Source organism: Chitinophaga polysaccharea, from assembly GCF_902150045.1.
GTDB lineage: Bacteria > Bacteroidota > Bacteroidia > Chitinophagales > Chitinophagaceae > Chitinophaga > Chitinophaga polysaccharea_A.
Genome location: NZ_CABFVU010000001.1, coordinates 740,064 through 754,082 on the forward strand (window position 1 = coordinate 740,064; position 14,019 = coordinate 754,082).

General features: G+C 47.3%; 4 protein-coding genes. All 4 read right to left on the reverse strand.

The genetic code is table 11. The annotated features are described in order from the left end of the window. Positions 1–90 precede the first annotated feature (90 nt). The 4 genes from FN124_RS02990 to FN124_RS03005 all read right to left on the reverse strand — a co-directional run bounded on the left by FN124_RS02990 (position 91) and on the right by FN124_RS03005 (position 13,981). A complete protein-coding gene (locus FN124_RS02990) occupies positions 91–2,574 on the reverse strand; it encodes a Calx-beta domain-containing protein (RefSeq protein ID WP_142683301.1) in 2,484 nt (827 codons plus the stop codon). A 43-nt stretch (positions 2,575–2,617) separates the two neighbouring features. Next, the gene (locus FN124_RS02995) at positions 2,618–4,765 is read right to left on the reverse strand and encodes an OmpA family protein (RefSeq protein WP_142683302.1); all 2,148 of its coding nucleotides are present in this window, start codon (positions 4,763–4,765) and stop codon (positions 2,618–2,620) included. Between the two features lie 19 nt (positions 4,766–4,784). Then, positions 4,785–5,684: a PorP/SprF family type IX secretion system membrane protein gene (locus tag FN124_RS03000; protein WP_185937070.1), complete on the reverse strand. Its 900-nt coding sequence runs from the start codon at positions 5,682–5,684 to the stop codon at positions 4,785–4,787. A 71-nt stretch (positions 5,685–5,755) separates the two neighbouring features. Further along, positions 5,756–13,981, reverse strand: a complete 8,226-nt coding sequence (locus FN124_RS03005; RefSeq protein ID WP_185937071.1) for a Calx-beta domain-containing protein — start codon at positions 13,979–13,981, stop codon at positions 5,756–5,758. Positions 13,982–14,019: the final 38 nt, after the last annotated feature.

A 14,019-nucleotide genomic window follows, 5' to 3' on the forward strand; every position in this document is an offset into this window, starting at 1 on the left:
GTTTAATATCAAAAAAAATCCCGCATAATTAAATATGCGGGAATGTAGTGTGCCTGAAGCGCGTATATCGGTTATTGATCCAAGCCGTTGTTATTTGGCGGTAAGCACAGTGCCTTCATCGTTATCATCGTCGTGGATAACAGCCACCGCCTTATGTAGCTTCAGCTCAGGTGAAATCTTCAATACTCCTGCGTTAGCTGCCGCTATAACATCGCGCAGTTTTACAGATACCAGCGCATCCGTTTCCTTTACACGATCGTTTACCAGCGCCACCTGTATGTCGGTTTCACTGAAAGCGCAATCGCCGGTGATCTTTACCATGTCGCCGTTCATAATCACATAGTCTTTACCGTAAGCAGCCGTACTGGAAGAGTCTACCCCGAAGAAAATATTGATATCACTTCCTGTGCAATTTGTTTGCACGCTCTGATCGGATGCTTTTACCAGTATACATTTAAACATACTTACCGGGGCGGTGGCAGACTCATTTGCATCAGTGAGTTTCACCAGGGTAATATAAGCAGCCTGATCCTGTATGTATTGTGAAGCAGATATAGAAGTTACATCTCCATTATATCCAACCACCGCTTCATTCTCCGCTTTAATTTCACTTAACACCAGCACAATAGTTTCAGCCAGTTCAAACCGGTTATCGTCTTTTACCTTCACGCTCAGGCTGGCAGTGGTGGCGCCACTGTCAATCACAAAAGGCGCTTTGATACTGCTGATAAAATCAGCGCCGGGCAAAGCTGTTCCGTTACCGAACTTATAAGTTAATCTAACCGGTTTGGAAGTGGCATTGATCAGCGGGGTATTATCGCGTTTAAACAAACCCGCAGAAAATACTACATCAGTAGCCGGTTCTGCGCCGTTGTTGCCGCCAATGAATTTTACCATAGCCGGTTGATCCAAAATGGTTACCTCGCCCTTTGCCTTGGTGAGGTACAGCTCAGAAGCATCCAGTACTTCTACGTGGAAAGCTTCTTTACCTTCCAGCAGGTTATCGCTTTTAACAGGGATCTGGATAGATTTGGAAATGATAGCGCCTGCGGCAAACTCGGAAGGCACAAAAGAGATGGTTCCTTCGGTTACATCAAAATCCGATGCACCGGCGCCACCTTTATGCGGGATGGTTTTATAATGCACGTTAACGGGCGTACGAACACCGTTGCTTCTTAAAAAACCGGATAAGGTAATGGTCAGTGTAGCATTGGATAACCCATTCAATGGTTCGGAAACGGCAATATCATTAATGGATACGCCATGACTGATCTTGATGATCCGGTTACCGTCTTCATCACCGCCGCCTGCTGCCAGGATCTCGCCGGAAGGGCTCATCAGCAACGATGCCAATGTAGTTTTTGCATCGTATTTGCCCAGTTGTTTATCAAACATCATTTCACCGTCGGGGCTTAGCTTGATCATACGGTAGCCTTCTTTTGCCACTACGCAGATCTCATCATCTTCTGTGAGTAACAGGTGCTGGAACACAGAGCCCAGGTTTTTATCAATGGAAACAGTACCGTCAGGGAGCAGCTTCACGATCTTACCCGTGTTGTTGCTTACATTGCCACCGGCAGCTACAACTTTCCCGTTTTTGCCTACTTCCAGTGCATATAATGCGGCATCTGTTTCCCTGTTGAACAGCTCTGTACCATCCGGGCGCAGTTTCACAATACGGCCTTTGTCTTTCTCTTCTGCGCATGCAAAAATCTGCCCCAGGTCGTTCACCTTCATGGCGTTGAACTTACCATCCGCCGTGCTGTACTCTTTATCAAATACTACTTGTCCTTCAGCGTTTACTTTAGCAATACGGCTGGCATTGCCGGTGCCATAAGCACCTCCGCCCATAGCCAGTACGGCGCCATCTTCCAGCAGTAACATCTTTTCAAATGTAGCGCCTGGTTTACCAAAGGAAAGCTCAAATTGTTTCTCTCCCTTTCCATCTACTTTTACCATATAAGCCTTTCCCTGTCCGTCACCCACATCGCCGCCTACAGCAACAATATTTTCATCTTCATCTATCAGCACATTGGTAAACACATTATGCGCGCCAAAACCCTTGTCGAATTCTACTTTACCATCGGGCGACATCTTCGTGATGCGTGCCTGTGCGGGCTTGCTGCCATCAACGCCCACGGTAATGTAATTACCATGCCGGTCGGTAATCACCCTGGTAAAATAGCCACCCTGGCCGTTACCGATGCTTTTGTCAAATACTACTTCACCGGTGGCCGATAGTTTTGTAATACGTGCATTGCCATAGGCAATGGTACCACCGCCTACTGCTACCAGTTCATTTTTGGGCAGCAGCAACAGGTCTTGGTACGCTACCAGGCCGCCTTTATTCAATTTGGCATTGTAAATAAGCGTGCCTGTGGCAGATAATTTAGTAATGCAACCATTATCTGTTCCACCCCCGATGGCAACAATAGCGTTGTTCTCCGCGATGGCCAGCTTCCTGTACTGGTTTTTGGGAGCGCTGAAACTCTTGTTGAACACAACAGGCATCTCCTGTGCGAAGGCTTGTGTGCCTACCGCCAGTAATAGCATTAGTGAGGAAAATTTGTTCATTTGTATTAGTTTGATATACGCTAAAAAATAACCGATAAATAGTTTATTGAATCCTGATCTCGCACCTTCTGTTTACACCCAGCAGTTGTATAAAATAATCCCTGTTCTCTTCCAGCCTCAGATTCCCGGCCATCCATACCGGGCGGGTAGATCCGAAATAATTGATCTTTACTTTATCTGCCGCTACGCCCCTGCTGAGCAGGCATTCCTGGATATATACCGCACGGTTTTTTGAGAGCGACAGGTTATACCGCTCGGTGCCAATAATATCCGTATGCCCGTTCACCAGTATGATCCGGTGAGGGTTAGCCTTCCATATTCTGAATATAGAATCCAGCTTACGCCATTCCTGGTCTTGTGGTATAAAGGAATTCAGGTCATAATAGATCACGCCGGGCACTTTCCACAAGGCTTCCAGGGCCTTTACGGTGCTGTCTTTCATCAGCGTGTAACCGGTACCGTTAGGTATAGCGAAAGCTTTGCTTGCTTGTTGCCAGGGCACCATTGCCGGGTTACTGTAAGTTGTTCCGCCAATAGTTGCTGCCTGGGCAGCAGTAGTAACTGTAACCGTGGATGCTGTAGTGGTGGTACCGGGATGATCGTTTTGCCAGGGAATCATTTCGGGAGAACTGTCTGTAACTTCACTGGCATAGTCTGCCATGTTGCGCTCAGCACTAACGGTAACGGCTATAGCGGGAATGAGTTTTAACACGGCGCTATCCACCACCGGTTGTTGCACAGGGAGATTGTCGTATTCTCTGGTTCCTACTAAAGTCAGCTGACGGCGGCTATCCGTCTGGTTCATGGTATAAGGCACAGGGTCGTCTTCTTTTACTGGTTTGCCGGGATAAGGCAGATCCAGCTGTTTCAAAGGATTTTTCTTCAGGTTCAGCACATAAATGTGATCATTATCATGAGCTCCAGAACGGTCTGATGTAAAGTATAGTAACAATTTATTTTCATCCAGCACAGGGTTCAGATCATCAAACTGTGTATTCACAGGATAGGGCAAATGTACGGTTCCTTCTTCCGGTTTTTTAATATTTATCATGAAGATGTCCAATCCTCCAAACCCGCGAAGGCCATTAGAGGAAAAGAACAGCTTATCACCCACTACAAAAGGATACAGCTCATTTCCATTGGTATTTACCTGCGGCCCCAGGTTCACCGGCGTTTTCCACCGTTTGGCGGTTTTGTCCCAGTCGGCATAGTAAATATCCGTACCCCCCTGACCGCCAGGCATATCGGATGCAAAGTACAAACGTTTACCATTCGGAGCAACTGACGGATGCAGGAAAGAATAAGTGTCCATATTCTTCACCAGCTTCACCGGCACCGGCTTACTCCACATATCATGCTCCTGCTGGTAAACAGCCGATAACAATTGTGTGCCGTTGTTATAATTAATATAGGAGTTCTTGTCGTTCTTTACATCGGTAAAACGGTTGGAAGTATAGATCACCTTTTGCCCGTTATCAAAAAAAGAGGCAGGTCCTACCTGTAACACACCACGCAGGCTGTTGTTAAAAGGCTCTACCCCATCTTCAGAGATCTGGTATAATCTGGAGTTGGTATAGAAAGATTGCTGTTCGTTTTTCCGGATGTCGTTGGAAAGAAATACAATATTATTACGGTATAAAGCGAGGCCATACTGGTAACCGGGTAAATTCAGGCGCAAACTGTCCACTTTCACATTCTCCATGGAATCACGGTTAAAGAAACTGTAATAGTTCACCAGGGACTCTTTCAGGTTGGTAAAGCGTGCATTGTTCTTATAGTTATTGGCATACACTGCACTGATCTCCTGCGCTTTCAATACCCTGCCGGTACGTTTCAGCAGATCAATGTAATTGGTTACATCTGTTACCAGTACATCTTTTCCTGGTTTATATAATAACTCGTCGCACAGGCTGATCGTTTTCTCAAACTGCCTGGTTTCAAAATACACCCGGGCTAACTGCAACTTCGCACGGCGTAATATTTCCTCACTGCTGCCATTATTAATCACTTCATTACACAGTGAGATAGCTCTTTCATACTCCTGTCTTTTATAAAGCCGTTCGGCACGCTTTACCTTGGCCATACTGCCTACACCGCCCAGCTGCACGCGGTCCTTTACAAAGCTGCAGGAAACAAACAGGGGAATAATACCCAGGAAAAGTATGAGGGAAGAGAATTTGTATTTTCGCATACCATTCTTGATTTTAAATTTAGAAATAACGCGGCGCCACCACTTTCCACTTCGACCACGAGAAGCGGTAATTGATCATCACTTCATGCGACACCGTTTGCGCGCCTTTCAGGTTCGACTGCATAGGCGTATCATAAGAATATCCTATCTGCAGGTTTTTGGTGGCCTGCACCTGTATCAGTCCTGTCACTGTTTTCTCGGAACGCCAGGATGCGCCCAGCCACACTACATTCTTCAGGAGGATATTGGCATTCAGATCATACTGGAAACCTGCGCCCTTCACCTGCCGCAATAACACGTTTGGCTTCAGCTTTACATCATCATTAATATTCACCAGGTAACCTGTTTGGAGATAGTAGTGCGACTCCACCACTACTTTATTCACACTGTTGCCAAGGTCGAAGCTCTTGAAAGTAGGTGACGACAACCCTATAAAGAAACGGTCTGTAAACAACATGAACCCAAAGCCTACATCTGTTTTCCAGTAACTCTGGTTCTGCGCAAAAACAGGATCGGTAGTGCTCAGTGAACTGTTGTCTTCCTTAAAATGAGACATACCGCCCTTCAGTCCCAGCGCCAGGTAAATTTTCTCACTCAGCTTCACCCGCTGGGAAACATTCAGGTTCACCGCCGTTTGCGAATTCACAGTAATCTTTTCATTCATCAGCGATACGCCAAAACTGGTGTTGGTAGCCTTGATCGGCGTATAAAAGGAAGCGGTAGCTGTTTTTGGGGCGCCTTCCACTCCTACCCATTGGTTACGGCCCACTGCCGTGAGACTGGAAGATTCATCCATAGAAGGATAAGCCGGATTGATGATCATGCCGTTGAACATATACTGAGAGTACAGCGGTTCCTGCTGCGCAGCAACCTGCAGACAACAACACCAGCATAAGATAGTAATCCCTAAAGCTTTCATAAGGCGCTTTTTCATAGGTATCAGCTTAATTATTTTTGTTCAGATACATCTGCTTCAAATTCGTATAACCCTTAACGTTTTATCACTACAAACCCGGTATAACGTTCCTTCTTACCATCTATCGTTACCTCAATATTGTAGAAATAAGAGCCATCAGGCACATCATTCCCCGCACTGCCGCCGGCATTTGCCTTTCCACGGAAGTTCTTCGACTTGTTATCATAGTGTTGCTGTTTAAATACGGTACCCCCCCAACGGTTAAATATCACTACTTCATTATCCGGGTACTTATCTATATTCTCAATGTACATCACGTCATTTCCAATACCATCGTTGTTGGGCGACAGCGCCGGGTGTACCCTGATCTTACCGCTGTTGTTATTAATCTGCCGGCCATCGGTTGTGTATTTTTCTACGGAATCTGCAACGTCGTCGCCATCAGAATCCAGGTCCAGGAAGTTAGGTATACCATCACCGTCGGTGTCATCATCAAAAGGATCGCCGTTACCATTGATGTCTTCCTGCTTGTCTGACAGTCCGTCCCCATCCGTATCACAGCTGTTGCACATCGGATCATCATTCAGGATCACCCCTGTTGCTTTGGAAGGCTCTCCTAAAGCGGGTGTATGTTGCCCTGATGGAACGGATACAGTAGTCATTTTCAGGATAAAGGTCTCATGCTGTTCAAAGCTTGTATCGCCTTTTATATTCACCGTTACCTGCCCGATGGTTTGCAGCGGGGCGATCACCGTTTGTTTTATGGTATTATCAAAATCTACACCCGGCGTGGCTTTGAAGTCCATATAAGGATATGACACTCCATCTGTGGACGCTTCAAAATCATAGTTAATGGTGATCGGGCGGGAGCTTTGCCTGCTCAGTTGTACATTAAACCGGAGTGGTGTATTCTCATTTGTGTTACCTTCTTTCACACTGAATTTATCAGCGGCGAAAGAAAGCGTCAGCGGGTCGTTATCAGTGATCGCCACCCTCGCTGTATCGGTGGCGCCGGCTTTGTATACCAGTGTGCTGTTGCCGCCAATATATGGAAGTATAGCCGCCTTCAGGAATCCATCGTCATCATTGATATCATTATCGCCGGTAGTAATAACAAACGAATGTTGCTTTACCAGGGCCGGCATATTGATGGTTAAAATGTTACCGCTCACCGTTCCTTCACCGGCAGTAAACGTGCGCGCAGCATCCTGGGTTATGCGCAGCCTTACCGGTACATCATAGGCGGCGGAGGCAGGCGAGCTCAATGTAAATTTCACACCACTTCCTTCTTCAGCTGTTATTGCTTCTGCCGATATTTCTACTACCAGTGTATCATTATCATGGATGATCACACCGGCTGATGCACTGGCTGATAACGGCCACGTAATACCCGCCATGTTGCTGCTAACGGTTTGCAGCTGCACTTTCACATCTTCATCTCCCTCTACTATATTATTATCGATCGGCGTTACTTTAATGTCTGCACCATTCTGACCAGCTGGTATCAGCAGGGTTCCGCTCAGCTTATGATAACGGGTATCCGCAATGGCAGTACCGCTTACGGCATAGTTAACGCTCACATCTTTCACAGCAGATAACTGCGTATCAGAAAACCTCACTCTGAAGGCGCCGGGCATATCCGGCTCAGTGGCATCCGCTGTTTTGATGATCATCATTTCACGGCCTGGCGCATTGCTTTCATCGTCATGCACAATTAAAGTAACGGTATCCTTATCGGCCGCATCCAGCGCTATGTTCCTGTTGAACCGCTTCATCTGCGCCAGCATGAGCGACATCCTCACCTGCTCATCTCCCTCAATTACCTTATTATCTATCACATTAACGGGAACGGATATACTGTTTTGCCCGGCCGGTATTACAGCGGAAGTTTGTATGGGCGCTATGTTAGTAGTACCTGCTATGCTGCTTACATAGAATACAACTTTTACATCGGCTGCTGCTGTGCCGGAGCCAGGTAGTTTTACTGTATAAACCCCGTTGGTACCAGGTTCAGCCGCATCTTTATCTTTCTGCAGCAGCACCCGCATGTCGCCTGTTTCAGGGATCAGCACCATACCCGGCTGGGTAAGCGTATAACCTGCTGTTACCAGTTGCGCAGTAAACTGCAGTTGTTCATCTCCCTCCAGGATATTATCAGCGGTTACTTTCAGCTGGTAAACTATATTATGCTCGCCGGCGGCCAGCGTTACCTGTGCGGGAACGCCGCCATAGTCAGCATCATCCGCAGTAGATGCTACATTCCTGCCTATATTAATTATCACATCCTCTGATGAGGTGATCTGGCTGTTCGCAAACCCGATAGTTACATCGCTTCCGCTGCCTTCGTGTATAACGGAAGAGTCTACACGCATTTCAATCTTCAGGTTATCAGGGTTCAGGCGTGTACCATCATCAATTGTTACTGATAACTTATCGCCTTTCATTCCGGCAAAACCGTTTGGCTCAGCAGCTATCCACAACAGTTCCGGTTTCTCCAGCACCAGGTCCGCCTTTGCAATAAAGAAGAAGGTGGCATCCTGGATACCTGCCGGAATGGTTACCGTTGCAGGCAACTGGTCAATATCCCCTGCTGTTGCCACTGATCCTGCCCCTATGTTTAATGTTACCACAATATCCTTGCTGGCGGTAACGCCGGGCGCCAGGCTTACCTTCATCTGGTAGGTATTTCCTTCCAGCACTTTCGTTCCGGGCGTAACAGCGGTAAGATGTATGAAGCCCGTAACCGGGTCATCATGCGTTCTGTCTTTAATAGTAATAGTGGTGTCCTTTACAACGGCGGTGCTGAAAGTAGCATCCGTAATGTTGCCTTTTAATACTATTGTTTCATCATCTTCCAGCACCAGGTCTTTCACCGCTTTCAGCGCAAACGTATGGGTGCCTGTGTTCTGTCCTTTTTTGATAACAATATCATAGGGAGATGGCAAAGCATTGTGATCCGCATTTATTGCAGTACTCAGCGCATTGTCTTTTGTTACATGAATGGTAATGTCCTTGCCTGCCTGCAGGTTATTGGGCAATTGCGCGCTCAGTATGGCGCCGGTGCCATTTTCATCAATAGCTACCAGGGTGCTGTTCAGTATTACAGGAGCCGGCAACGGATACTGTGTTGGATCATCGTTAATAGTGATCACAGGTTTATTGATAGCAAAGGTGCTGATACCATCAGTTGCGCTGGCGTTAAGGGTAAGGCTTTCCGGGCCTTCTGTGAAGTTATCTTTATTCAACTTCAACCCCGTAACCATGCTGTTGCCGCTGTTCAGGTATACATCGGTGGCCAGTACATAATCTGGTCCTGCTTCCGCATTGCCGCCCGATCGAGGCAGCAGTATATGCACAGGCACTTCCGTGGTAACACCCGCAGGCAGGCTCACGGTTAATGCCCCGCTGTCGCCTTCCGCGAGCGGCGTTTTCCAGGTGCTTATATTCAACGCCAGGTTAGCCGCATCTGTACGGGTAAGATCCTGTATGGTCAGCGGCAGATTATTTACCGTATACCTGTTGGCAGTAGCATTCACCACCAGTGCTTCATTCTTTTCCAGCACTTTATCTGTTACTGTTTTCAGCAGTTCAAAGGTAGCGGTGGTTTGTCCCCGCTGCAATACATAGGAAGCAGCAGACATTGTATAGTCGCCGGTGTTCCTGGCCGTGGTCAGTGCATTATCAACTGCCAGCTGTATGCTTACATCTTTTGTAGATGCATAAGGCACGGTTACCGTTACCATCACTTTATTCCCTTCCGGTACCAGTGTGGCATCGGGAGTAAGTGTCATTTTCCTGGCGTTTGGTTGTTTCTCTGTATAGTCTTTTATAAATATACCTGCACTGGTAGCCGGCATATTGCTGTTACCGTTGTCACCATCAATCACCAGTTTACCTTCATCATCCAGTATGATATTAGTGATGGCGGTAATAGCAGGAGCAGAAGCGGCTCCCTGGCTGCCGGGAATGGTAATGCTGGCCGGTACTGCAGTATGACGGGTATTTGCCACCGTAGAAGCAGCCCCATTTTTTGACAGGTTGATCACCCAGTCCTTACCTGCTTTCCAGCCATGCGGGAAAGTGGCGGTGATAACAGCGTTGCCGCCTTCATAAATGCTATCCGGCGCGCTGCTCAGGATAACCGAATCACCTGCAGGGAAAGGGTACTGCGCATCTTTTATGTTAATATCCATAGTTGCAGGCAGGAAAGTATACACGGTGCCCAGCGCATCGCTCACTGCCGGGGTGATGTGGATATCTTCTGCATCTTCCACCAGGATATCACCCGCTACTTTCAATTCTGCAATACCGGATGCACCTGTAAAGGAAGTATCTGCAGGAAGGTAATAATCAGTATTACGTATAGCCGTACCTGTGGCGCCGCCAAGCGTTATCTTCACCGGTATCTCCGTAGTTACACCGGATGGTAAACTGAAACCAATATTGTTGGTGCTGTTCTCATTCACCGCTACAGTTGGCAATGTGAAGGTGATCTTTGTTTTGGCAGCATCCCGGCGCGTAGCATCATTCAGCTGCATGGCAGCGTCTGTGATCGTATAGCCGGCAGCGGTACCGCGTATCTTCAGTTGTTTATCTTTCTCTATCACATCATCGGCAGTAGCTTTGATCACTGCTGCGGTAGTAGTGTAAGTATTACTGTTCTTCGGGAAGATGATGCTGCCCTGTAAAGCCTGGTAATCACCCGTGGCGGCATCGGTACCTGTTGGATTGGTACTTAATGCAATGCTCACATCTCTGGCGGCGGAATGACCTGCCGGTAAGGATACTGTAAACGCAGTGCTGCTGCCTTCTGTAAGCGTTGGCGTTACTGCGGTTAATACCAGCTTCTTCTGAGCGGGATCAGTGCCATCAGTGATATTGATGATAGCGCTCGTAGCTGGCATGTTGCTGTTACCGGTGTTACCATCTACTTTTATAAATCCTTCATCGTCAAATACGTTGTTGGTTTTGGTGGTAATAGCAGTAGCTACACCGGATGGCGCATTGGCGGCAATGGTAATAGAAGCGGGTATGGCGCCATGACTGGTATCTGCTGTAGTAGATCTCACTGCATCTTTTGCCAGGCTGATGGTCCAGGCTTTGCCTGCTTTCCAGCCGTGAGGGAAGGTGGCGGTGATAACTGCGCTTCCTCCTTCTGTTACCGGGTTGGGCGTGCTGGTAAGCAATACTGAATCGCCTGCAGGGAAAGGATACTGCGCATCTTTTATGTTAATATCCATAGTTGCAGGCAGGAAAGTATACACAGTGCCCTGCGCATCGCTCACTGCCGGGGAGATGTGAATATCTTCTGCATCTTCCACCAGGATATCACCCGCTACTTTCAATTCCGCAATACCGGATGCACCTGTAAAGGAAGTATCCGCAGGAAGGTAATAATCGGTATTACGTATAGCCGTACCTGTGGCGCCGCCAAGCGTTATCTTCACCGGTATCTCCGTAGTTACACCGGATGGTAAACTGAAACCAATATTGTTGGTACTGTTCTCATTCACCGCTACAATTGGCAGCGTGAAGGTGATCTTTGTTTTGACAGCATCTCTGCGTGTGGCGTCATCAATAATAACAGCAGTATCTGACACGGTGTATCCGCTAAGTCCGTATACACTGCCGGTCAGCGCCAGTCGTTCATCTTTCTCAATAATATTATCATCGCCCACCGCATTTATAATGGTGTAAGAAGTGGTATAAGGAGAAGCTGTATTGGCGGGTAATCGAATGGTATCTTCCGATATCCAGCCAAAATCGGTTACACCTGCGTCGGAGCCAACTGCATTTCTTTTCAATGCAATTACAATGTCTTTTGCAGAAGTATACCCGGCAGGAAGTGCAATGGTAAACCCGGTGCTGTCGCTTTCATTCAGGTGATACTTCAGCGGGGCGATAGTCAGTTTCTTTTGCGCTGGTGCAGTCTGGTCGTTAATAGTAAGCGTGAGACTGTCTTTCACCAGGATACCGGCTCCAGGCGTACTTCCTGTTAATACCAGCTTACGGGTATCATCAAATACCTGGTTCGCAGTGGCGCCTATCAATATGGTATCAGACAATGTTTTGCCGGGTCCAATAGTTACTGTACCGGAAGGAAATGTATATGTTCCCGGTGCTGCTGTAGAGGAACTGCCCCGGGTAAAGTCCACCTGGATCGGTATTTCGGTAGTAAGGCCTACAGGCAACTCTGCCCACACACCTGGCGAAGCGCCTTCATTAACACTGTTTGCGGAAATGTGTAAAATGATGGGGGCTGTCATGGGCAACTGCGCATCTGTAATATTTACTACATACGGTGTAACAGTGGAGGTGTAAGTAGTGGAGGGTATGGGATCGGAAGCAGAAAGCTCAATCTCTATTTTTTCCGTTCCTTCTATTGCATTGTCGGTATTGATCTTAAATGGTACGGTAACCTGGCCGGCACCCTGTGGAATGGTAACGGGGCCATTCAACTCATAGTCGGTACCATCAGTAGCAGTAGAAGTGCTTTTTTTATTGATGACTACATCAATGGGCAGATCGGTGGTAACATCCTTTGGTAAGGAAATAGTTACCGACCCGTTGTACGGCTCTTTCAACAGTGTTGGATCATCCGTTACAAAAGACAGTACGGTTAGTGTTGGATCCAGCCTTGTACCATCTTCTATATGCAGGGATCTGGAAAATGTTTGGGCCTGTCCCATAACCATTGCATCTGCTTTGAAATTCACCAGCTCATCTTTCTCCAGAATACTGTCTTTCACAGGTCTTACCGGGATGTTCACCCCGTTGGAATCTACTTCTATATAGGCAACATTATCATAGGTAAAATCTGATGCAATGGCTTCTGTTCCGGCAGATACAACAGATATATCCACCCTGGTTCTTTCGGAGGCCAGTACTCCCGGCGGGAGCGTTACACGGATGGAGTCTGTAGTACTGCCTTCGCGGATCTTCGCAGGGGCCGACAGGGTAATATTCCGTGGTTCATCGTCCTGGATCGTATAGGTACAGGTGGTTTTGCCGGTAACGGTCACCAGTTTATTCTCGGTAACAGGTATCAGCTGGAAAGTCATATGCCTGCTGTATTCCAGTGCATTGTTACCAATGATCTTAATATTGCTTAATTGTATCTTATCGCCTGGGACATAGGCCTTTGCAGGGATCATAAACCCGCCGTAAAAGGTAAAGTCTGTGCCCTGTACAGCATTATGCGATCCGCCGGACGGAGGCACCAGCGCCACTTTTACATACATCTCCGAAGTAATGGTAGCCGTATTATTTACTACCAGGTATAAATTAGGTGATGTGAGATTCCCGTTATTTCCTTCAGGGCCGGTGGCCGAATCTTTTTCAAATGATACCGAAATAGGCTCTGTATTGGTACTGAGGGGTGTTCCCTGCAGGTTAATATGCACCGGTGAGTTATCATAGCCGTAGTCAACTGCCACGCGGGTACCAATAGCTTTGGCAGTGGGCTTCACTCCGAGGTTAATGGCCGCTGCAAGCCCTTTTGTGGAAGTGTTTACGCCACCTTCATCAATTGCGTTTACCAGCTCCATATTGTTGAATACCTGCCGGTCGCCTGCCGACTTTGCCACGTAAGAAGAAAACGTCGTATAGGCGTGATAGGTATGCGAAAACGTTCCGACTGTAGCGTTGGGATATGCAGGGTTATAGCCGGGAGGACGGATAAACCCGATAATATCCGGGTTGGGGCCGCCACCGGGAGGATTCATAAACCCTGTAGCGCTTTTGTTATTATCCAGTATAGGCGCCACCGGGTTATCCTGCATGGTGGGAAATTCACTCAGATACAGGTGAAACGTGGTGGAGGGCCGGTCGTTATAAAAAGTATAATCCAATACAAAGTAGCTGTTGGGCACCACATAGGTGATGGTCATCAGCATAGTGAGATCAAAGGGTCCCCTGCCGAAATTTTCATAATAGGAAAGAGTACCGGCCAAACAAACCTTATAAGGGTCTGCCACTGTGCCTGCCCCCATTATCTCGGATATTTTCGTAAAATTGATATCAAGTGGCGAAGGCGTAAAAAAGCCGGTGGTATTCTCCATCTTGAAATTTGAGCGGATACCCATTACCGCACTGGCGTTCTCCTTCCTGGATTCAGATCTTCCATTCCTCGTAATTTCATAGGTACCGTCCGCATTGATCTTTATCCTCAATCCATCAGTAAGTGTATTACCTCCAAGCGGGTTAATGGTAACCTGTGCCTGTACACTCTTACCAGTCAGGAAGAAAACAGCTATGAAGAAAATAACCTGGTACAGGAACACATGGATACGATGGGGCATACCTTGCTTGATTAATTTCGTAGGATAGGAAAGGAGTA